At 73.4% G+C, this 21,058-nt stretch carries 19 protein-coding genes; 9 read left to right on the forward strand and 10 right to left on the reverse strand.

The window, feature by feature from the left end; all coding sequences use genetic code 11:
- Nucleotides 1–295 precede the first annotated feature (295 nt).
- The 3 genes from ACFVVX_RS31155 to ACFVVX_RS31165 all read left to right on the forward strand — a co-directional run bounded on the left by ACFVVX_RS31155 (nucleotide 296) and on the right by ACFVVX_RS31165 (nucleotide 3,337).
- Nucleotides 296–847 (forward strand): hypothetical protein, encoded by a 552-nt coding sequence (locus tag ACFVVX_RS31155; RefSeq protein ID WP_387950493.1) that lies wholly within the window; start codon nucleotides 296–298, stop codon nucleotides 845–847.
- Nucleotides 848–1,019: 172 nt separating this feature from the next.
- Entirely contained in the window at nucleotides 1,020–2,345 is a 1,326-nt protein-coding gene (locus tag ACFVVX_RS31160; protein WP_387950495.1) for a peptide ligase PGM1-related protein, read from the forward strand.
- A 29-nt stretch (nucleotides 2,346–2,374) separates the two neighbouring features.
- Nucleotides 2,375–3,337 (forward strand): zinc-binding alcohol dehydrogenase family protein, encoded by a 963-nt coding sequence (locus tag ACFVVX_RS31165; RefSeq protein WP_387950497.1) that lies wholly within the window; start codon nucleotides 2,375–2,377, stop codon nucleotides 3,335–3,337.
- A 63-nt stretch (nucleotides 3,338–3,400) separates the two neighbouring features.
- Here ACFVVX_RS31165 and ACFVVX_RS31170 read toward each other — a convergent pair whose 3' ends face one another.
- The 3 genes from ACFVVX_RS31170 to ACFVVX_RS31180 are packed head-to-tail and all read right to left on the reverse strand — an operon-like array spanning nucleotide 3,401 to nucleotide 6,242.
- Nucleotides 3,401–4,027 carry a MaoC family dehydratase gene (locus ACFVVX_RS31170; protein WP_387950498.1) on the reverse strand — a complete coding sequence of 209 codons (627 nt, stop codon included), beginning with the start codon at nucleotides 4,025–4,027 and terminating at the stop codon, nucleotides 3,401–3,403.
- 20 nt (nucleotides 4,028–4,047) lie between these two features.
- Nucleotides 4,048–5,286, reverse strand: coding sequence for an aminotransferase class I/II-fold pyridoxal phosphate-dependent enzyme (locus ACFVVX_RS31175; RefSeq protein WP_387950499.1), 1,239 nt, complete (start codon nucleotides 5,284–5,286; stop codon nucleotides 4,048–4,050).
- Nucleotides 5,287–5,288: 2 nt separating this feature from the next.
- Nucleotides 5,289–6,242 (reverse strand): HpcH/HpaI aldolase/citrate lyase family protein, encoded by a 954-nt coding sequence (locus ACFVVX_RS31180; RefSeq protein ID WP_387950500.1) that lies wholly within the window; start codon nucleotides 6,240–6,242, stop codon nucleotides 5,289–5,291.
- Between the two features lie 238 nt (nucleotides 6,243–6,480).
- Between ACFVVX_RS31180 and ACFVVX_RS31185 the strand changes: the two genes are divergently transcribed.
- The 3 genes from ACFVVX_RS31185 to ACFVVX_RS31195 all read left to right on the forward strand — a co-directional run bounded on the left by ACFVVX_RS31185 (nucleotide 6,481) and on the right by ACFVVX_RS31195 (nucleotide 10,709).
- A complete protein-coding gene (locus ACFVVX_RS31185) occupies nucleotides 6,481–8,244 on the forward strand; it encodes an AAA family ATPase (protein ID WP_387950504.1) in 1,764 nt (587 codons plus the stop codon).
- Between the two features lie 540 nt (nucleotides 8,245–8,784).
- The gene (locus ACFVVX_RS31190; RefSeq protein ID WP_387950506.1) at nucleotides 8,785–9,858 is read left to right on the forward strand and encodes an inosamine-phosphate amidinotransferase 1; all 1,074 of its coding nucleotides are present in this window, start codon (nucleotides 8,785–8,787) and stop codon (nucleotides 9,856–9,858) included.
- 116 nt (nucleotides 9,859–9,974) lie between these two features.
- On the forward strand, nucleotides 9,975–10,709 hold the full coding sequence (locus ACFVVX_RS31195; protein WP_387950508.1) for an aminoacyl-tRNA hydrolase: 735 nt from the start codon (nucleotides 9,975–9,977) through the stop codon (nucleotides 10,707–10,709).
- Nucleotides 10,710–10,747: 38 nt separating this feature from the next.
- Here the strand turns inward: ACFVVX_RS31195 and ACFVVX_RS31200 are convergent, their stop codons facing one another.
- The gene (locus ACFVVX_RS31200) at nucleotides 10,748–11,866 is read right to left on the reverse strand and encodes a fatty acid desaturase family protein (RefSeq protein ID WP_387950510.1); all 1,119 of its coding nucleotides are present in this window, start codon (nucleotides 11,864–11,866) and stop codon (nucleotides 10,748–10,750) included.
- Nucleotides 11,867–11,873: 7 nt separating this feature from the next.
- Nucleotides 11,874–12,932, reverse strand: coding sequence for a ferredoxin reductase (locus ACFVVX_RS31205; RefSeq protein WP_387950511.1), 1,059 nt, complete (start codon nucleotides 12,930–12,932; stop codon nucleotides 11,874–11,876).
- An 87-nt stretch (nucleotides 12,933–13,019) separates the two neighbouring features.
- Between ACFVVX_RS31205 and ACFVVX_RS31210 the strand changes: the two genes are divergently transcribed.
- The gene (locus ACFVVX_RS31210) at nucleotides 13,020–14,159 is read left to right on the forward strand and encodes a PucR family transcriptional regulator (protein ID WP_387950513.1); all 1,140 of its coding nucleotides are present in this window, start codon (nucleotides 13,020–13,022) and stop codon (nucleotides 14,157–14,159) included.
- A gap of 77 nt (nucleotides 14,160–14,236) precedes the next feature.
- On the opposite strand, the gene ACFVVX_RS31215 is transcribed toward ACFVVX_RS31210, so the two are convergent.
- The gene (locus tag ACFVVX_RS31215) at nucleotides 14,237–14,989 is read right to left on the reverse strand and encodes an ABC transporter permease (RefSeq protein ID WP_387950515.1); all 753 of its coding nucleotides are present in this window, start codon (nucleotides 14,987–14,989) and stop codon (nucleotides 14,237–14,239) included.
- Nucleotides 14,986–15,915, reverse strand: a complete 930-nt coding sequence (locus ACFVVX_RS31220) for an ABC transporter ATP-binding protein (protein ID WP_387950517.1) — start codon at nucleotides 15,913–15,915, stop codon at nucleotides 14,986–14,988. The genes ACFVVX_RS31215 and ACFVVX_RS31220 overlap by 4 nt, the downstream gene beginning before the upstream one ends.
- A 132-nt stretch (nucleotides 15,916–16,047) precedes the next feature.
- On the opposite strand from ACFVVX_RS31220, the gene ACFVVX_RS31225 reads away from it, so the two are divergent.
- Nucleotides 16,048–17,310, forward strand: coding sequence for a sensor histidine kinase (locus ACFVVX_RS31225; protein ID WP_387950518.1), 1,263 nt, complete (start codon nucleotides 16,048–16,050; stop codon nucleotides 17,308–17,310).
- Nucleotides 17,310–18,041, forward strand: a complete 732-nt coding sequence (locus tag ACFVVX_RS31230; protein ID WP_387950631.1) for a response regulator — start codon at nucleotides 17,310–17,312, stop codon at nucleotides 18,039–18,041. The genes ACFVVX_RS31225 and ACFVVX_RS31230 overlap by 1 nt, the downstream gene beginning before the upstream one ends.
- A gap of 50 nt (nucleotides 18,042–18,091) precedes the next feature.
- Here the strand turns inward: ACFVVX_RS31230 and ACFVVX_RS31235 are convergent, their stop codons facing one another.
- From ACFVVX_RS31235 to modA, 3 genes are all read right to left on the reverse strand, one after another.
- Nucleotides 18,092–19,159, reverse strand: coding sequence for an ABC transporter ATP-binding protein (locus tag ACFVVX_RS31235; RefSeq protein ID WP_387950520.1), 1,068 nt, complete (start codon nucleotides 19,157–19,159; stop codon nucleotides 18,092–18,094).
- A gap of 80 nt (nucleotides 19,160–19,239) precedes the next feature.
- A complete protein-coding gene (locus ACFVVX_RS31240) occupies nucleotides 19,240–20,091 on the reverse strand; it encodes an ABC transporter permease (RefSeq protein ID WP_387950522.1) in 852 nt (283 codons plus the stop codon).
- On the reverse strand, nucleotides 20,088–20,933 hold the full coding sequence (gene modA / locus ACFVVX_RS31245) for a molybdate ABC transporter substrate-binding protein (RefSeq protein WP_387950524.1): 846 nt from the start codon (nucleotides 20,931–20,933) through the stop codon (nucleotides 20,088–20,090). The genes ACFVVX_RS31240 and modA overlap by 4 nt, the downstream gene beginning before the upstream one ends.
- Nucleotides 20,934–21,058 lie beyond the last annotated feature (125 nt).

Genomic DNA, 21,058 nt, shown 5'->3' on the forward strand with positions numbered 1-21,058 from the left:
TACGTCCAGTACGAGGGCTTCCGGCCGGCACGCCGATAGCACGCACCGGACGCCGCTCCTTGACGGGCAAAAGTTGCCTGACGCGGCACTAGGCCCTGTCCGGCCGATCTTGCCGGGCGCGCGACGCCGGGCATCCCGGCTGGACGCACGCCCGAATCGCCCAAGTACGTCCAGTACGAGGGCGCTCCGGGCGCACGCCCAGCCGGGCGCGGATTGGGGGCACCTCCCGGCCGAAGGCTGGGGGAGTCGCGCGCTGATCCGCCAAGATCGACCGGACAGGGCCTAGGCTGCGGGCATGTCCGACATGTCCGATGGCTCTGGTGTGGTGTCCGACAGCCCGCTGCCCGACGGCCCGGCGCCCGACAGCCCGCTGCCCGACGGCGCGGCCGCCGACGATGCGGTGCTGGCCCGGCTGGCGCTGGGTCTTGAGGGCGTCCAGGCCGCGCAGCGCGGACGGACGGCCGAGGCCCGGCACAGCTTCGAGCGGCTCTGGGCGGAGCTCGGCGAGCGAGGCGACGTGTTCCACCGCTGCGTGCTGGCCCACTACCTGGCCGACCTCCAGGACGACCCGCGGGCCGAGCTGGAGTGGGACCAGCGGGCCCTGGCCGCCGCCGACTCGCTGACCGCCGAGCAGGCCCAGACCTACCGGTCCGCCCTCCAGGTCCGCGCCTTCTACCCCTCGCTGTACCTCAACCTGGCCTCCGACCACCTCAAGCTCGGCGAGCCGGACCGCGCCCGCGAGCAACTGGAGCGCGCCGTGCGCAGCCTGGACGCGCTCCCCGAGGACGCGTACGGCGCGGGCATCCGAGCCGCCGTGGAGGACCTGCGCCTGCGCCTGCGCGGCTAGGTCCCCGTCCGGTCGCTTCGCCGACCCGGGCCGTCCGAAGAGCTGTTGTTCAACGTTTTTGTTCAATGACCGAGCGCCGAACCCGAACAACCCCGGTGCGCTACATCTGGGACACACGCCTCAGGAGTGCCGCAGTTCCGCAGTTCCACCGGACGCCGGGAGAGTTCACCAGATGACGACGCTCTGCATCGGAAACAACCGCACCGAGGAGATGGTCGGGGACCTCACCGGGATGACGCAGCTGGAGCGGCGGTTCGCCGGCTGCGGGGCCCAGCGGATGATCTGGTTCGCCGAGGACGACGACGTGCTGGTGCTGCCCTGGGAGCCCGACCCGGTGTACCTCGGGTACGTCACCGGGCTGACCGGCACCCGGGCCGAGAGCCTGACCGTCGTGGTGCCGCCGCCCGGTGTGGAGGGCGAGGACATCCTCACCCCGGACCGGCTGGCCGACCCGGGCTTCCGCGAGGAGCTGCGCCGGGCGCTGGCCGGGCGTCCGGTGGATCGGGTGCTGGCGATCTCGCCCAACGCGGCCGTGGTCGACCTGGCCGCCGCGCTCGGTGCCGAACACGCCGTACCCGGCCACGCCTTCGCCGCACAGGGCGGCAACGCGCTGGTCAACAGCAAGGCGGTGTTCCGGGCGCTGGCGGCCGGGGCCGGGGTGCCGATCCCGCCGGGGACGGTCGCCACCGCGCCGCAGCAGGTGGAGGCGGCGGTCAACGGCCTGCTGGAGCAGGGCCACAGCGTGATGATGAAGGTCGAGTACCAGGCCGGCGGCTTCGGCAACGAGATCCTCAGCCGCGACGAGCAGGTCACCCCGGCCGGTGCGCAGCGGGTGGTCCTGCTGGCGGACCGGGCGGCGGTGGCCGGCTACGTCGCCGAGCGGTGGGAGTGGCTGACCGGCGGCCGGGGCCAGCGGGTCGTGGTGGAGCGGTACTTCACGGACGCGGTGCCGCTCTACGCGGAGTTCACGATCGGCGACCACGCCGCGGTGCTGTCCGGCTGCGGTGAGATGGTGATGGACCCGGTGGTGATCGGGGAGATCACCCCGCCGGTCACCCCGGACGCCGGGGCGCGGGCCGAACTGGTCGACCAGGCCGCGCGGTTGTGCGAGTCGCTGCGGGTGCTCGGATACCGGGGCACGGTCAGCGCGGACGCCTTCCTGACGCCCAAGGGCGAGCTGTACTTCAGCGAGACCAACGGCCGGCTGACCGGGTCGACGCATCTGCACGAGGCGCTGTTCGCCCGGCTGGTCGGCGACGGGCACCGCGCCTCCCGGGTGATCCTGGAGCTGGCCGGGCTCGCCGTGCCGTCCTTCCCGGAGGCCGTCGCGGCGGTGGAGCGGGCCGGGCTGGCCTTCGACCGCGCGACCCGCACGGGTGTGGTGTTCAGCGCCGACTTCGCCCCGGCCGACGGCTCGGTGATGTACTGCGTGATCGCCGAGGACGCCGAAGCGGCCCGGGCGGCGGAGCGCCGGCTGGCCGCGCTCTTCGCCGAGTGACGGCGCCGGACGGAGGGCCGCGCCCCGGGATGCGCGCGGCGGTGATCCACCGGTACGGCGGGCCCGAGGAGTTCCGGGTCGAGACCCGGCCCGAGCCGGTGGCCGGGCCGGGGCAGTGCCTGATCGACGTCACCCTGGCCGGGATCAACTACGCGGACCTGCACTGCCGTCGGGGCGAGTACCAGCGCTACCCGCTGCCCGCCGTGCTCGGCGCGGACGTGGTCGGCCGGCGGCGCGGGGACGGGCGGCGGGTCGCCGCCCTGCTGCGCTCCGGCGGCGGCTACGCCCAGGTGGCGTGTGCCGAGGCCGCGTACACCGTGGAGGTGCCGCCGGAGGTCGGTGACGAACAGGCGCTGGCGCTGCTGGAGCAGGGCGCGACGGCGTACGGCGCGCTGGCCCTGCTGGGGCGGGTGCGGGCCGGTGAGCGGGTGGCGGTGACGGCGGCGGCCGGCGGGGTCGGCCACCTGGCGGTCCAGCTGGCCCGGGAGTTGGGCGCGGGCCGGGTGGTGGGGCTGGCGTCGACGCCTGCGAAGCGGGAGTTCGTCCGCTCGCTCGGAGCCGATGCGGCGCTCGACCCGGCCGATCCCCGACTGGCCGCGCTGCTCGGCGAGTTCGGCGGGGTCGACCTGTTCGTCGACTCGCTCGGCGGCGAGGTGCTGCGGGTGGGGCTGGCCGCGCTGGCGCCGTTCGGGCGGCTGCTCAGCGTGGGGGCGCGCGGCGACGCCGAGGAGTCCTTCACGGTGGACGAGCTGGCGGACCGTTCGGTGGGGGTGCTGGCCTTCTGGCTGCAGCAGGTCCTGGACGACCGGGCGCTGTTCACCGACGTCGCCGACCGGCTCTTCCGACTCGCGGGTGACAAGCGGCTGGTGGCCAGGGTCGACCGGGTCGTCCCGCTCTCCGGGGTGGGCGGCGCGCACCGCGCGCTGGCCGCGCGGGAGACCATGGGCAAGGTGCTGGTGGACGTCCACCGGGAGGACGGCGGCGCCCGCTGAGGGTACGGGGGCGTGCCGACGGGGGGCGGGGCTGCGATGCGGCCCTGCCCCCTCGGCCTGTGCTCAGTAGCCGGTGGCCTCGTCCAGGCCGTGGCCGCGCAGTGGCACCAGGAAGCTGCGCTCGAAGACCACCACCACCTCGCCGGTCGACTTCGTCCCGGTGGTGCGGCAGCTGACGATGCCCTGCCCCTCGCGGGACTTGGAGAGCCGCTTGGCGAGCGTCTCGGTGTGCGCGTACAGGGTGTCGCCGGCGAACACCGGGTGGGTCATCCGGATGTTCTCCCACCCCAGGTTGGCGATGGTCCGCCCGCTGGTGGAGCGGGCGGTCATCCCGCCGACGATGCTGAGCGTCACCAGGCTGGAGACGATCGGCCGGCCCCAGGGGGTGTGCTCGCTGTACGCGGCGTCGATGTGCAGCGGGGCGTCGTTCATGCTCAGCATGCTCATCAGCACGTTGTCCAGCTCGGTGACCGTCCGGCCGGGGCGGTGCTCGATGACGTCGCCGACGGTGAACTCCTCGTAGTAGCGGCCGACCACCTCCCGGTAGCGCCGCTCGCCGATCCGCCGGTAGCCGGCGGGCCCGAGGTCGTCCGGAACGTCGTCCGGAACGTGGTCCGGGGTGTGCTCCGGGATCTGCTCCGGGGTGTGGTCCGTGGTGTCGTCCGGTGTCCTGTCCGTACTGCCGTGCATGCCGTGCTTCTCCCGAAGTGTCAGAGGTCGGAGGTGAGTTCCTTGACGTGCCCGGCGAACTCGGTGATCAGCCGCTCGTCCATGTCGGCGCGCATCATCAGCCGCAGTCCGGCCTCGCCCTTGGGGACGATCGGGAAGAACACCGCCGAGCTGTAGAAGCCGCGCTCGAAGAGCTGGGCGGAGAGCTTGACGGCGCGCTCGGCGTCGCCCACGTCCACCCGGCGCACCGGCAGTCCGTTGCCCGCGAAGGTGGTCGGCAGCAGCTCGTCGAAGAGGTCGATATTGCGGTTCAACCTGGCCTGGAGTTCACCGAGTTCGCCGGAGCGGTGGACGTCGGCGCTGCCCAGCGAGGCGCCGACCAGCGGCAGGGCGACGTTCTGCGACCAGCCGACCGGGCCGGCGTGGCGGTGCAGGAACTCGAACTGCTCGCGGTTGCCGAGCATCGCGATGCCGCCGCCCGTCCCGAATCCCTTGCCGAGACTGGCCACGATCACGGTCAGCGGGTTCATCTCCAGCCGGGAGCGGACGAAGCCCTCGCCGCGCTCGCCCATGATGGACAGCGAGTGGGAGTCGTCGATGTAGAGGAACAGCCCGTAGCGGTCCTGGAGTTCGAGCAGGCCGTCGAGCGCGGCCGCGCCGCCCATCGAGTACGCGCCGTCCGCCACGTAGGCGACCCGGGGGTACTTGCGACAGATGTCCTCCAGGTAGTTCAGGTCGTTGTGCGGGCAGTTGAGCACCAGCGACTCGTCCGCGCAGATCGGCTTCACGTACGCCATGCAGAAGTGGCAGAAGCGGTCGAAGACCATCACCCGGGGGCCGCCGCCGGTGCCGTCGCAGGTGCCGTCGAGGTGGCCGGAGGCGATCAGCGGCAGGATCCCGGCGGTCAGCGCGGTGCAGGAGGCGCCCGGCAGGATGTGGGCGCCGAACAGCTCGCCGAGCTCCTCCTCCAGCCGCACCAGCAGGTTGTGCCGGATCCGGGTGGTGGAGGTGACCAGCCAGGTGCTCTTGGACTCGGTGAGCGCGTCCACCGCGCCGGACGCGATCTTCGGGTGGTTGTTCAGGCCGAGGTAGGCGCAGGACACCATGTTGGCGAACTCGTGGCCGGTCTCGCGGACGATCAGCCGGTTGTTGGACTCCGAGTCGACCTTGATGCCGATCAGCCCGTTCGCACCGGCCGCCTGCCACACCGGGTCGGCGGTGGCGAGCATGGCCTCGGCGTTGCGGTACCGGCGCGGGCCCTGGATGGACTCTTCGGTCATCGTCACTTCTCTTTCCTGGTGGCTGCGGGCGGGTTGGGCGCGTCGGGCCCGACGGGAGCGCGGGGCGGTACCGGCGGGGTGCGCGGTGCCGGCGCGGTGGGCGGTACCGGCGGGCCGGGCGGGTCGAACTGCTCGATCAGGCGCTGGGATGCCTCGAAGAAGGGCATGCCGACCATCACGCCGTCCACGACGGTGACCGAGCGGCCGTTCTCGCGGCCCGCCTCGACCACCCGCCGGGCCCGCTCCAGCAGTTGCTCGTCCGGACTGAACGCCTCGTTGATCAGCCGGAGCTGCCGGGGGTGTACGGCGATCTTGCCGCTGAAGCCGAAGTCCCGGGCGAGCGCGGCCTCCCGGCGCAGCCCGTCCAGGTCGGTCACCTCGAAGAACGGCGCGTCCATCGCCTCCACCCCGGCGGCGCGGGCACTGTTGACCACCCGGCCGCGGGCGTGCACCAGGGCCTCCCAGGAGAGCCGGGCGCCGACCGCGAAGGCGTAGTCGGCCGAGCCGAAGACCAGTCCGCGCAGCCGGTGGCCGGCCGCGGCGATGGCGGGTGCGTGCTCGATGCCGAGCGGGGTCTCCACGACGGCGAGGAACTCCGTCTGCGGGCAGTCCGCGCCGAGCGCGCCGGCGGCGATCTCGATGTCCCGGGGGGACTCCGCCATCGGGATCAGGACGATGTCCGGCTTGACCCGGTAGCGGGTGAGCGCGATCAGGTCGCGCAGACCCTCCGGCCCGGACAGTGTGTTGATGCGCACCGCGCTGCGGGCCAGCTTGGTGGACGGCAGGGCGAAGAACTCCTCGGCGAGTCGGCGGGCCTCCTCCTTGTGGGTGGGCGGGACCGAGTCCTCCAGGTCGACCATGGCGATATCGGCCCCGGACTGGTGGCTCTTGGCGTACCGCTCCACCGCCATCGCGGGTGTGGACAGCAGGGAACGGCAGTACCGCGTGAACTTCATGGAAATCTCCGAAGTCAGCGAAGTCTGCGGCTCCCGGTTCTATCCCACCGGCATTGTTCGGCGCCGAGTGGCTGGACATTGAACATCAACTCGGAACAACCGGCCCGTAGGTCCCATTGTTTGACGCCAACTGCCCTGTGCATGATGAATCCCGGGGGATGGACACACGGCTGCACACCACGTCATGTCATCGGGACTCGTGTCATCGAGCACCACTTCAACGGAGAAGGGGGCTGTTGTGCCGCGTCGAGAGAGTCCACTGGACCAGGGGGACGGGCCGCTGCTGCGATTCGCGGGCGATCTGCGGGCGCTCAGGGAGCGGGCGGGCACCCCGCCGTACCGCCAACTCGCGGTACGGGCGCACTGCTCCGCCGCCAGTCTGTCGGTGGCCGCGGGCGGTCGGCGGCTGCCGAGCCTCGCCGTCACGCTCGCCTATGTACAGGCCTGCGGGGGTGACGTACGGGAGTGGCAGCACCGCTGGCAGCTGCTCGCCGCCGAACTCGCCGCCGACACCGCCGCCCGGCGGCGCGCCCAGGACGCCGGGCGGGCACCCTACCCGGGGGCCGTGGCCTTCGAAGCGGCGGACGCGGAGCGGTTCTTCGGGCGGGAGGCGCTGCTGGACCGGCTGGTGGCGCTGCTCTCCGAACGGCGGCTGGTGGTGCTCGTCGGGCCGTCCGGGGTCGGGAAGTCCTCGCTGGTCAGGGCGGGTCTGCTGGCCAGGCTGGACGGCGGCGCGGCGGGCGGGCCCCGCGAGGGACCGTCCGTCGGGTCGGCGGCCGGACCGACCGGAGGGGTGGCGGCCGGTCGGGGCGGTGGGCCGCGCGGCGGGCGGGCGAACGGGGGCGCCGCACCCGTCGCCCTGCTGACCCCGGGGGAACGGCCGATGGAGGCCTTCGCGTTGGCGTTGGCCCGGCTCGGGCAGCGAGCCGGGGAGGCGCAGCGGGGGGCCGACCCGGTGCTGGTGGTGGACCAGGCGGAGGAACTGCGCACCCGGTGCCGGGACGCGGCCGAACGGGAGAGTTTCCTGGACGCGCTGGTGGCGAGCGCCGCCGACCCGGGCGGAGGCCGTGGTGGCCAAGGGCCGTTCCGCTGCCGGGTGGTGCTGGTGGTGCGCTCCGACCAGGGCGCCGCACTGCTGGCCGAGCACCCGGCACTCACCGCGGCCTGTCGGGACGCGGTGCTGGCGGTCGGGCGTCCGGCGCCGGACGAACTGCGCCGGGCGATCACCGAACCCGCACTGCGCTCGGGCTGCACCGTCGAGGGCGCGCTGCTCGCCGTCCTGATCTCCGCCGCCGCCCAACAGCCGGGAGCGTTACCCCTGTTGTCCTCCGCCCTGTTGGAGACCTGGCGGCGACGCAGCGGAAACGCGCTGACCCTGGCCGGATTCCAGGCCACCGGCGGGTTCGAGGGGGCACTGGCCCGGACCGCCGAGGCGCTGTACGGCGGGCTGGGGGCGGAGGACCGCGAGCGGGCCAGATCGGTGTTCCTGCGGCTCAGCGGCGAGGCGGCTCCCGGCGGCGGCGAGGGTGCGCGCAAGCCCGTCGGGCGGGCCGAGTTCGACGAGCCGGGGGTACCGGCGGTGCTGGAACGGCTGGTCCGGGCGCGCCTGGTGGTACTGGACCGGGGCACCGTCGAGCTGGCGCACCACGTGCTGCCGCAGGCCTGGCCCCGGCTGCGGGACTGGCTGGCCGAGGGGCGGGAGGTGCTCGGCGACCAGCGGCGGCTCACCGAGGCCGCCCGGATCTGGGACGCGGCCGACCGGGACCCGGAACTGCTCCTGCGCGGCGCCCGGTTGGAACAGGTCCGGCGGCGGGTGACGGCCGGCGAGCTGACCCCGGCCGGGGTCGAGCGGGCCTTCCTGTCGGCGGCCGTGCGGACGGCCGCTGCGGACCGGCGCCGGGCCCGCCGGCAGAGCCTGGCGGTGGCCGGGCTCGCGGCGGCCGGCGGAGCGCTGCTCACCCTGGCGGGCGGGAGCCGGATGCGGCGGGCCTGGCGGCATTGATCAGTGCCGCAGCGGCGGGAGTTGAACAATCCCGCGGTTAATCGCCGGGTAATCCGGCCGGGCCGGGATTGTCGATCACCTGCTTGCGCGGCCGTCGGCGGGCCGGGTAGCTTGGCGATCGATCCCGGCCCGTGCAGCTTGCGAATCGGCCTGCCTGGCCAGGGATTTCCCGCCGGTCCCGGTCGGCCGGTGCCGGCCGGACGGTTTCCCCGAGGCAATTCCGCCGCCGGGGAGGCCCGTTCGGTATCCGCCTGGGCGCGGTTGTGCGCGCTGCCGCCCTTCCCGCTCCTCCCGTCGCGCCTCTCGCCCACTCTTTCCGCTGTTCCCGCTGTGTTCGTGTCCTGCTGTGTTCGTGCTGCTCGCGTCGTGACGTCGTTCGCGCCCGTTCCGGCGGTTTCCGTCCTTCGCGGCGGTTCGCAGCCGTTCCCCGCCGTACTCGCTGTCCCCGCCGTACTTGCTGTCCCGCCGTACTCGCTGTCCCGCCGTCCTCGTTGTTCACGTAGTCCTCGCCATATCCCGAATCCGCGTCAAGGGGGAGTCATGTCCAATTCGGCCCGTCCGGTGCACAGCTGGGACGAGTTCACCACACTGCGCGAGGTCGTGGTCGGCACCGCCGTGGGTGCCCGGCTGCCCGAGCAGTCCGACCCGTCGTCCTGGCTGTCCTGCTTCCCGAAGACCAGTGCCGCCGACCTCGCCGCGATCCCCACCGGTGCCTACCCGCAGCAGGTGATCGAGGAGACCGAGGAGGACCTGGACGCGCTGGTCGCCACCCTGCGCGGCCTGGGCGTCACCGTCCGCCAGCCCGAAGTGATCGACCACGCGGCGGAGTTCGCGGCGCCGCGCTGGCGGGCCGAGGGAGGCTTCCACAGCTACTGCCCGCGCGACCTCACCCTGGTGGTCGGCGAGACGGTGATCGAGGTGGCGAGTCCGATGCGGGCCCGCTACTTCGAGGTGTTCGGCCTGCGCGACCTGTTCCAGGAGTACCTGAAGGGCGGCGCCAACTGGCTGTCCGCGCCCCGGCCGCGACTGGACGACGAGCTCTTCGAGTTCGACGCGGACGGGCTGCCGCTGCTCGGCGAGGCGGAGCCCGTCTTCGACGCCGCCAACGTGCTGCGGCTCGGCCGGGACGTCTTCTACCAGGTCTCCCGCAGCGGCAACGAACTCGGCCTGCGCTGGCTGGAGTCGACCCTCGGCCTGCTCGGGGACCTGCGGCTGCACCCGCTGCGCGGCATCTACGGCTACACCCACATCGACAGCACCATCGCCCTGCTGCGGCCGGGCCTGGTCCTGCTCAACCCCGAGCGGATCAGCCCGGAGACGGTGCCCGAGCCGCTGCGCGGCTGGGACATCCTCTGGTGCCCGCCGGCCGAGCCCTCGGCCGACTCGCCGGAGAACGCGCTGAGCGAGAGCTGGATCAGCATGAACCTGCTGATGGTCAGCCCCGACACCGCGATCGTGGAGTCGGGCCAGCACAGCCTGATCAAGCAGCTGGAGCACGCGGGCATCACCGTCGTTCCGCAGCGCCTGCGCCACTCGCGGGTGCTCGGCGGCGGCTTCCACTGCGTCACGCTGGACATCCGGCGGGACGGCGGGCTGGAGGACTACCTGGCGTGAGCCGGGCGGCGGGGCGGCCCCGGGCGGCCGCCCCGCGTCCGCAGGCCGCTGCCGGCCGCCCCGCGCCGACCCTCCCGCGGTGATCGACACACGGGCGGGGCTGGCATGCTTGACCGGTGACTTCTCCGTTCGACGCCCCCGTGCCCACCCCGTCCGCCGACGACCGCGACGGCCGGCCGCAGTACGTCCTGCCGCTGGTCGTGCGGCTGGAGCGGGCCACCCCGCCCGGGCGGACCGACGCGCTGGAGACCTCGGCGCGCGCGGTGCTCACCCTGCTGGCCGACCCCCGGGTCACCGAGCCCGACGGCGAGTGGGTCGAGCGGGTCGCGGCCTGGGAGGACGCCCGGATCCGCAAGGTGGTCCGGCGGGCCCGGGGCGGCGAATGGCGGCGGGCCGGCGAGCTTCCCGGGATCACGGTGGCGGGGCGGGAGGCGGAGGTGCGGGTCTTCCCGCCGATCCCGCTGGACGGCTGGCCCAAGGAGCTGGCCAAGCTCCAGGTGTCGGGGACGGACCTGGAGGAGGCCGGCCCGCTCGACGACCCGGCACCCGGTGTGCCGGTGCTCTGGCTCAACCCCGAGCTGGAGATGAGCGCCGGCAAGACGATGGCGCAGACCGGCCACGCCGCCCAGCTCGCCTGGTGGCGGCTGGACGACGCCCAGCGCAAGGAGTGGGCCGAGTCCGGCTTCGCGCTGGCCGTCCGGACCGCCTCGCCCGCGGCGTGGACGGAGCTGCTGGCGAGCGGCCTGCCGCTGGTCCGGGACGCGGGGTTCACCGAGATCGCGCCCGGGCCGACCGTCGTACTCGAAGGCGGCGAGCGCTACTGCCCCGTCGGGCGCCTGCGGCGGTCGTGAGCACACCGTTGCGCCAGCCGGAGAACCCGTACCGGGAATCAGGCCGTGACGAGCTCCTGCTCGCGGTCCGGCGTCCTGACCTTGGGCTTCCTGTTCGGCAGTGAGAGCCGGAAGACCTTGCGCCACGCGGAGAACACCTGCTTGGGCAGCGGCCCGGTGACGTACTCCAGCTCGTACTTCTCGAACAGCGCGCGCACCTTCACCGCGACTTCGGCGTACCGGTTGCTCGGCAGGTCCGGGAACAGGTGGTGCTCGATCTGGTGCGACAGGTTGCCGGTCATGAAGTGCATGGCCCTGCTGCCGCTGATGTTCGCCGAGCCCATCATCTGGCGCAGGTACCACTGGCCGCGCGTCTCGTCCTTGATCGACCGGCGCTGGAAGACCTGTACGCCCTCGGGGAAGTGCCCGCACATGATCACCGAGTGGGACCAGATGTTGCGGACCAGGTTCGCGGTGAACGTGGCGGCGAGCGTGGTGAGGAACGACGGGCCCGACAGCAGCGGGTGGATCACGTAGTCCTTGAGCACCTGCCTGCGGATCTTGCGGCCCACGGCCCTGGCCCGCGCGCGGAACTCCGGGTTCTTGCGGCGCCGCTTGTGCAGGTTCCTGCCGAGCTCCAGGTCGTACGCCGCGATGCCGTACTCGAAGAAGCAGGCGTTGACGAGGTTCCACAGCGGCTGGCCGAGGTGGAACGGGTGCCACTTCTGGTCCTCGTCGACGCGCATGATGCCGTAGCCGAGGTCGTTGTCCTTGCCGATCACGTTGGTGTACGTGTGGTGCAGCTCGTTGTGGGAGTGCTTCCACTGCTCGGACGGCGAGACGTGGTCCCACTCCCAGGTGGTGGAGTGGATCTTCGGGTCCCGCATCCAGTCCCACTGGCCGTGCAGGACGTTGTGGCCGATCTCCATGTTCTCCATGATCTTCGCCACGGACAGGCCGGCGGTGCCGAGCAGCCACGCGGGCGGGAAGATCGAGAACAGCAGCACGCCCCTGCTGGCCAGCTCGAGCTTGCGCTGCGCCGAGATGACCTTGCGGATGTAGGCGGCGTCCTTCTCGCCGCGGCCGGCGATCACCTCGTCGCGGATCGCGTCCAGCTCGCGGCCGAGCTCCTCGATCTGCTCCGTGGTCAGGTGGGCGGTGGGGTCGATGGCGGTCAAGGTGCGTCTACCGTTCGATGTCGCAGGGGCCCGCCGCGGCGGACACGCAGGTCTGGATGAGGACGCCCGGCTCGGCCTCGGTGATCTCGCCGGTGCGCAGGTCGCGGACGGCGCCCGCCTTGAGCGGCGTGACGCAGCCGAAGCAGATGCCCATGCGGCACCCGGAGGGCATCAGCACGCCGGCCTCCTCGCCGATGTCCAGCAACGGCGTGGCGCCGTCCGCGTCCACGGTCCTGCCGGTGTTGCTGAAGGTCACCTCGCCGCCGCCGTCGCCGGCGACCACGATGCCGGGGCGGAAGCGTTCGGTGTGCAGGCGCTCGTGAACGCCGTGCCCGGTCCAGTGCTCCTCTGCGGCGTCGAGCAGGCCTGCGGGCCCGCACGCCCAGGTCTCGCGCTCGGCCCAGTCGGGCACGAGTTCGTCGAGGCGGGCGATGTCGAGCCTGCCGTCCGTGTCGGTGTGCACCTCGGTGAGGCGCAGCCTCTTCTCCGCGACCAGCTCGTGCAGTTCCTCGCGGAAGATCACGTCCTGCGGCTGGGGCGCGCAGTGGATCATGACGACGTCGTCGAGCGCGTTGTCGCGCAGCATGCCCATCACGGGCGTGATGCCGCTGCCGGCCGTCAGGTAGAGCACCTTGGCGGGCTTGGCCTGCGGCAGCACGAAGTCACCGGTCGGCTGGTCGAGCCGGATCAGCGTGCCCGGTGTCGCCCTGTGGACGAGGTGGTTGCTGACCCTGCCCTCCGGGATCGCCTTCACGGTGATCGTGATGCGGCCGTCCCGGCGTTCCGTCGGCGAGGTGATGGAGTAGGCGCGCCACAGGCGCCTCCCGTCGACGTCGACCCCGATCCGCACGTACTGACCGGCTGTGTGGCCGCGCCAGCCCCGCCCCGGCCTGATCACGACGGTCGCGGCGTCCCCGGTCTCGGGGTGCACGGCCTCGATGCGCCCCCGCAGGTCGGCGCCCGCACGCAGCGGGCTGACCAGGTCGAGGTAGTCGGACGGCAGCAGCGGCGTCGTGACCATCTCCAGCAGCTTCCACGCCCTGCTGCGGAGGGCTGTACTCGTCATGAGTCCAGCTTGCTGCGCCTCAGGGCGTAAAGTCCTGACCGTAGGACGTGAATCTGGTCGGCCGAATTGTTCGCAGGGAACAAAAACGTGAGCCATGCAATCCGGAGGGCCAGCGAGCTGGTCCTGGACGAGACGACGGTCACCGCGCTTCGGGCCGCGCTGACGGCCACCGCGGACGAGGTCGTCGGGGCGATCATCGACGAGGTCCCTCCCTACGCGAACGCCCTTTCGGGCCGCATGGGCGGGACCATCCGCCGAGCCGTCCGCACCGCCCTGGGGCACTACCTGGACCTCGCGAGCGGGCACGCCGCAAGTGGCGACGCCGGTGACGCAGCCTACGAGCTGGGCCGTGGCGAGGTGCGCGACGGCCGTTCGATGGACGCCCTGCTCAGCGCCTACCGCGTCGGCGCCCGGGTGGCCTGGCGGTGCCTGGCGGCGGGTGCCGTACCCGCAGGTCTGCCCGCTGCCGAAGTCGCCAAGTTCGCCGAGCTGACCTTCGCCTACATCGACGAGCTCTCCGCTGCGAGCGCCGCGGGCCACGCCGACGAGCTGGCCGCCCGGGGCAGGGCCCACGAGCGCCACCTGGAACACCTGGCCCGCGACCTCCTCGCCGACGCGAGCCCGGACGTGCTGCTGGCCTCTGTCCAACGGGCCGGGTGGCAGACCCCCGTTTCGCTGACCGCGGTCCTGCTGCCCGCGGCCCAGGCCCGGCCCGCCTACCGCGCGCTCGACCCGGGCACCCTCGTCCTCGACGATCTGCCGGACTCCACCGGTGTGCTGCTCGTTCCCGATGCCGACCGGGCACACCTTCTGCGGCAGCTGACCGACCGCACCGCCGTGGTCGGCCCGGCACGGCCCTGGACCCGCGCCTCCGCCTCGTACGCACGAGCCGTACGCGCGCGCTCCCTCTCCTGCGACATCCGCGACACCGAGGACCACCTGCCCGAGCTGGTACTGAGCGCCGACATGGACGCGTTCGCGGACCTGCGGGCCCGAGCCCTCGCACCGTTGCGGACCCTGCCCGCCGCGACCGCACGGCGGCTGGAGGAGACGTTGAGGGCGTGGCTGCTGCACCAGGGCAGGCGGGACGAGGTGGCGGCGGCGTTGTTCGTCCACCCTCAGACGGTCCGGTACCGGATGTCGCAGCTGCGGGAGCTGTTTCCGGATCTCGCATCGCCGCACCGGGTCCTCGAACTGACCCTGGCGGTGGGTCTTCGGGGCAGCTGACGCGTACCTCGACCGTCCGCGACCGCGTCCGCGAGCGCGCCAGGAACCGTGCCTCGTTCCCGGTGTCGCGCTCCGCGTCACGCGTCCCGGCGGCGCAGGGTGCGCAGCCCGGCGTAGGCGGCGGCGGCCGCCCAGAGGGCCATGATCAGCAGTCCGGTCCAGTGCCCGTACGCGATCTCCGGGTCGTCGGCGTAGCGCAGCGCGTACTGGCCGGCCCGGTCGGGGAGGAACTGCACCGCGTACCGGACCCCGGGGACGCCGCTGAGCAGCGGGGAGAGCAGGAAGACGGTCGGCACCAGCAGGCCCATCGCGGCGGTGAGGTTGCGCAGCACGGCGGTCAGGCCGAGGCAGAGCACCACCAGCAGCACCGGGTAGAGCACCCCGGCGGTGGCGCTGCGGACGGCGGCGGGCCCGTCCCAGTCGCCGGGGACGAAGGCGGCGTACCCGGCGAAGGAGCCGGCCGTCCCGGCCAGGCCGGCGCCGAGGGCGACGAGCACCCCGAGGAGGAGCTTCCCGCCGTAGAGGCGTCCGCGCAGCGGGACGGCGGTGAGCGAGACGCCGATCATGCGGCTGCTGAACTCCTGCCCGATCAGCAGGATCCCGAAGCAGGCCAGCGCGGCCTGGCCGAAGTTGAGTCCGTAGTGGATGCCGACCCCGGGGTCCTGGACGAGGCTGTCGTCCTTGCCGCCGACCGCGGCGCCCACCGCCGTGCCGAAGCCGGCCGTGAGCAGCACCGCGATCAGCGGGGGCAGCCAGAGCGAGCGGAGGGTGGTGAACTTGATCCGCTCGGAGCGCAGGACCTGTCCGAGGGGAGCGGTCCGGGTGCTCATGCCGCCACCGCCCGGTACTCGACACTGTCGGCGGTCATCCGCATGAAGGCCTCCTCCAACGAGTCCTGTCGGACGGCGATCTCGTACAGCACCACGCCGTTCGCGGCCGCGAGCGCGGCGATCCGCTCGGGTTCGGCGCCGCTCACCTCCCAGGCGCCGCCGTCCACCGGTTCGGCCGTCACCGCCCCCGTGCCGAGGCCGGCGAGGTCGCCGCCGAGCAGGGCGGCCAGTTTCGGCGGATCCACCGCGCGGACCCGGATCCGGGTGCGGCCGTGGCGGGCGATGAAGTCCGAGGTGGCGGCGTCCGACAGCAGCCGGCCCCGGCCGATCACCACCAGGTGGTCGGCGGTGAGCGCCATCTCCGTCATCAGGTGCGAGGAGACCAGCACCGACCGGCCCTCGGCGGCCAGTTCGCGCAGCAGGGTGCGGATCCAGCGGATGCCCTCGGGGTCGAGGCCGTTGACCGGCTCGTCCAGCATCAGCGTCTGCGGGTCGCCGAGCAGTGCGGCGGCCACGCCGAGGCGCTGGCGCATGCCGAGCGAGAACCCGCGGATCCGGCGGCTCGCGGCGTCGGTCAGGCCGACCTGGGCGAGCACCTCCTCCACCCGGTGCTCCGGCAGCCCGTCGGTGGCGGCCAGCCAGCGCAGGTGTCCACGGGCGGTGCGGCCGCCGTGCACGGCATGGGCGTCGAGCAGGGCGCCGACCGCGCGCAGCGGGTGGGCGAGTTCGGCGTACGGGCGGCCGTCGACCAGGGCGCGTCCGGCGGTCGGCCGGTCCAGGCCGAGGATCATCCGCATGGTGGTGCTCTTGCCCGCGCCGTTCGGCCCGAGGAAGCCCGTCACCACGCCCGGCCGGACCTCGAAGCCGAGGTCGTCGACCACCCTCGTCCCGTCGTACTCCTTGGTGAGGCCCTGAACCTCGATCATCGCGGCGCTCCCTCGCTCGGTGTGCCCCCATTCCACCGGAGCGGACGGCCCCGGCGGATCCCGCCGGGGAGGGGATCGGCCTCCCTCCCGGGAGGGAGGCCGGGTGCGCCGCTGACCTGGCAGGATGGCGCAATGCCCAGGATCCTCGCGCCGTTCCTCAGCGCCGCCGTGTACGCGCGGTGGCTGCACCTGTGGGTCGGGTGCGTCTTCGCCGGTGTCATCCTGATGATCTATCCGGGGACGTACGGGTGGAGCCCGGCCGAAGTCCTGCTGCGGGCCGTCCCGTTGGACGCCGCGCTGCTCGTGCTCGCCGCGCTGGTACCCGCGATGCGCCGCGCGGAGGGGGTGCAGGCGCGGTTGCTGCTGCTGCCCGAGCGGGAGCAGGACATCGCGGCCGAACCCGCCCGTGGCTGGGCCGACCGGCGGCGCACCGCGGCCTGGTTGGTCGGCCGGGTGGCCCTCGGGTCGCTGGTCGGGTTGCTCACCGTGCTGACGCTCACCGCCTGCGGCGATTTGCTGACCAGGCCGGCACCGAAGGTCTACGGTGTCGGACTTCCGTCCCAGGGCGGGGCGTTGTGGTACCCACTGGCGGTGCCGGTGCTGCTGTTCGGCTACGGCTGGCTGGTGGTGTGGGCCGGTCGGCTCCAACTCGCCATGGCCGTCCGGCTGCTGGGGCCGTCCCCGGCCGAGCGGCTGGCCGCCGCCGAGCTGCGGGCCGAACGCCTGCTGGAGCGCAACCGGTTGGCCCGCGAGCTGCACGACTCCATCGGCCACGCACTGACCGTGACGGTCCTTCAGGCCGGTGCGGCCCGCGAGGTCGGCGACCAGGCGTTCGTCGCCAGGGCGCTCGAAGTGATCGAGGAGACCGGCCGCCAGGCGATGGACGACCTGGAGCGCACGCTCGTCCTGCTCCGCGAGACCCCGGACAGGGTGGCCACCGAGCACCCCGGGATCGAGCAGCTGCCCGGGCTGTTCGACACCGCGCGCTCGGCCGGCAGCCCGGTCGAGGCGTGGATCGACGTGCCCTCGGGGAAGCTGCCCGGGGTGCTCTCCCGGGAGTCCTACCGGATCGTCCAGGAGGGTGTCACCAACGCCCTCAAGTACGCGCCCGGCGAGCCGATCACCGTCCGGGTGGCCGTGCGGGACGGCCGGTTGGAGCTGCGCTGCGCCAACGCGGTCGGTACGGCGGCGCAGGCCCGGAGCGCAGCGGCCCGCGGCGCCCAGGCCCGGAACGCATCGGCCCGTACGGCGGCCCGCGGCGGGTCGAACCGGGGTGGCAAGGGGCTGCGCGGCATCCGGGAGCGGGCCGCGCTGCTCGGCGGGGAGGCCTCGGCGGGGGCCGAGTCCGGCGAGTGGGTGCTGGCGGTGCGGATGCCCCTACGCTTGGGCGCGTGATGATCGACATTCTGCTGGCGGACGACGAAGAGCTGGTCAGGGCGGGTCTGCGGGCCGTGTTGGAGGCCCAGGGGGATCTTCGGGTGGTCGGCGAGGCCGCGGACGGGGCCGAGGCGGTGGAGCTGGCCCGGACGCTGCGTCCGCACGTGGTGCTGATGGACGTCCGGATGCCGCGGATGGACGGTCTGGCGGCGACCCGGGCGCTCGTGGCGCAGCGTCCGGGCGCGAGCGATGGCGCGATCGAGGGTGCGGGTTCGGGTGACACCGGGGGTGCGGGTGACGCCGGGGGTGCGGGTGCGCGGCAGCAGCCGAAGATCCTGGTCGTCACCACCTTCGAGAACGACGACTACGTCTACCAGGCCCTGCGGGCCGGCGCCGACGGCTTCCTGCTGAAGCGCTCCCGGCCCGCCGAGATCGCCCACGCCGTCCGGTTGGTGGCGGCGGGCGAGTCACTGCTCTTCCCCACCGCGATCCGCCGCCTCGCCGCCGGCCAGGGCAACCGGGCCGCCCGCGAGGGCATGGCCCGCGCCGCCCTCACCGACCGCGAGTCCGAGGTGCTGCGCCTGGTGGCCCGCGGCCTGACCAACGGTGAGATCGCCGAGCAGCTCCACCTCGGCGTGCAGACCGTGAAGACCCACGTCAGCAGCGTGCTGGCGAAGCTCGGGGCCCGTGACCGCACACAGGCCGTGATCGCCGCCTACGAGTCCGGCTTCGTGGAGCCCTCGGAGTAGCCGGGGCGGCCCGTCGAGGCGGTCCGTCGGGGCCGTCCGCCGCAGCGGGCTCAGGCCGGGTAGACGCGGGTCTGGGCGGCCTTGACGGCGGCCCAGACGGAGCTGCCGGGGGCCAGGTCGAGCTCGGCGGCCGCCGCCGGGGTCAGGTCGGCGGCCATCGGCAGGACGCCGACGAGATCGGCGCGGACCTGGTCACCGTGCAGGTCCAGGCCCGCGACCTCCAACTCCCAGACGTTGCGCGCGCTGGACTCCGGCCGCTCCCGGTACAGCGTGACGGCCGACGGCGGAAAGGCGACGAAGGCGGGACCGGACAACTGCTCGGCGGCGGTCATCGTGAGGCCGCCCGGCAGCGTGACCAGATGCCCTTCGGCGGTGCCCTGGTAGAGGTTGAGGCCGACCAGCCGGGCGATGTAGTCGGTACGCGGGTGCCGGGAGATCTCCGCCGGGCTGCCGGACTGCACCTCGCGGCCGCCCTCGATCACCACCAGCCGGTCGGCCAGCACCATGGCGTCCAGCGGGTCGTGCGTCACCAGCACCGCGACGGCCTCGAAGTCGGCGAGGTGGCGCCGGAGTTGGGACCGGACGTCGAGCCGGGTACGGGCGTCCAGGGCGGCCAGCGGCTCGTCCAGCAGCAGCAGCCGGGGCCGGACGGCGAGCGCGCGGGCCAGCGCCACCCGCTGCGCCTGGCCGCCGGAGAGGCTGCCCGGGCGGGCGCCGGCGTGCTCGGTGAGGCCCATCCGCTCCAGCCAGCCGGCCGCCTCGGCGCGGGCCTCGCGCTTGGGACGGCCCTGGCAGCGCGGCCCGAAGGCGACGTTGTCGAGGGCGCTGAGGTGCGGGAAGAGAAGGTAGTCCTGGAACACCACACCGACCGGGCGCTCCTCGGCGGGCGTGTGCAGGCGCTCGGCCGGATCCTCCAGGACGCGGCCGTCCAGGCGCAGATGGCCGCCGGTGAGCGGCAGCAGCCCGGCGAGGGCGCGCAGCGCGGTCGACTTGCCGGCGCCGTTCGGGCCGAGCAGGGCGATCACCTCGCCGGGGGCGGCGGTGAGCGCCAGGTCGAGGCTGAAGGCGGCCCGCTCCACGCGTAGCCGGGCGTCGAGCGCGTGGGTGGCAGCAGTCATGGCGGGCGCGTCCAGGGGGAGTTCGGCGGGGCGGGGGCCGACCGGTCCGGCCCTGCGCCCCGCGGGAGGCGGCGGCGTGCTCACGGGGTCGACATCCAGCGGTCGCGCAGACCGGCCAGCACGGCGATGGAGACCACCAGCAGGACCAGCGAGAGCGCGATGGCCGCCTCCGGATCCGACTCCATGGCGAGGTACACGGCGAGCGGCATGGTCTGCGTCCGGCCGGGGAAGTTGCCGGCGAAGGTGATCGTCGCGCCGAACTCACCGAGCGCCCGCGCCCAGGCCAGCACGGCGCCGGCGCCGATGCCCGGGGCGATCAGCGGCAGCGTCACCCGGCGGAACGCCGTCAGCCGCGAGGCGCCCAGGGTGGCGGCGGCCTCCTCGTAGCGGGGATCGGCGGCCCGCAGCGCACCCTCGACGCTGATCACCAGGAACGGCATCGCCACGAAGGTCTCGGCGATCACCACGCCGGTGGTGGTGAAGGGCAGGGTGATGCCGAAGGCCGAGTCCAGCCACTGCCCGACGATGCCGCGCCGCCCGAGGACCAGCAGCAGCGCCACACCGCCGACCACCGGCGGCAGCACCAGCGGCAGGGTGACCAGCGCCCGGACGAGGCGCCGCCCCGGCAGCTCGGTGCGGGCGAGCAGCCAGGCCAGCGGCACCCCGAGCACCAGCGACACCCCCGTGGCCGCCGTGGCGCAGATCAGCGAGAGCCGCAGCGCGTCCCACACCTCGGTGCTGGTGAGCTGCTCGGGCAGGGTGCTCCAGGGCGCCCGGATCAGCAGCCCGACCAGCGGCAGGGTCAGGAACGCGAGCCCCAGCAGCGCCGGGAGCAGCAGCGCGACCGGGACGCGGCGGGCGCGCCGCCGGCGCGGCAGGCCCTTGTGCGGGGCTCGCGCGCCGGCGGCGGTGCGGGTGGTGCGAGGGCTCACGGCGCCTGGAAGCCGGCCGCGGTGAGCGCCTGCCGCGCCTCGGGCGACTGGATGTACGCGACGAAGGCCGCGGCGCCGTCCTTGTTGGGGGCCTTGGCCAGCGCGGCGATCGGGTAGTCGTTCACGGCCTTGTCGGCCTCGGGGAAGTTCACGCCGTCGATCTTCGCAGCATCGGACTTCACATCGGTCCGGTAGACCAGCGAGGCGTCCACCTCGCCCAGTTCGACCTTGGTCAGCGCGCCCTTGACGTCCTGCTCCAGGGTGACGGGCGTCAGGTTGACTCCGGCGGCCTTGAGCGCCGTCTGGGCGGCGGCGCCGCACGGCACCTCCTTGGCGCACAGCGCGACCTTCACACCGGCGGCGGTGAGGTCGTTCAGCGAGGCGATGTGCTTGGGGTTGCCCTTGGGCACGGCGATGGTGAGCGTGTTCTTCACGAAGGTCTTCGGCTCGCCGCTCGCGCCGCCCGCGTCGGTGACGGTCTTCATGGTGGCCGGGCTGGCGGCGGCGAAGACGTCGGCCGGGGCGCCGGAGTTGATGCTGGTGGCGAGCGCCGAGCTGCCGCCGAAGTTGAACTTGACGCCGGCGCCGGGGTTCGCGGCCTCGAACTTCTTGCCGAGGTCGGTGAAGCTCTCCTTGAGCGAGGCGGCGGCGAAGACGGTGATCGTGCCGGACACCTTCGGGCTCGCGGCGGTGGCGCTGCCGGAGGCGGACGCCGCCGAGGAGCCGCTCGCGGAGGACTTGCCGTCGCCGTCGCTGCCGCAGGCGGTGACCCCGAGGCTGAGGGCGAGGGCCGCTGCGGCGGCGACGGCGAGTCTGCGGGTGCCGGTCGTACTGAGGGTCATTGGTGCGTCCCTTCCTGGGCGCGCCGGAAGGGGCGCGGGGCGGTGCGTGCAGAGGTGGTGCTTGCAGGTGCGGTCCTTGTGGTGATCATAGTGCCGCAAATACAAGGGAAAAATCCCCTGTGGCA

Source organism: Kitasatospora sp. NPDC058170 (genome assembly GCF_042883905.1).
Taxonomy (GTDB): Bacteria; Actinomycetota; Actinomycetes; order Streptomycetales; family Streptomycetaceae; genus Kitasatospora.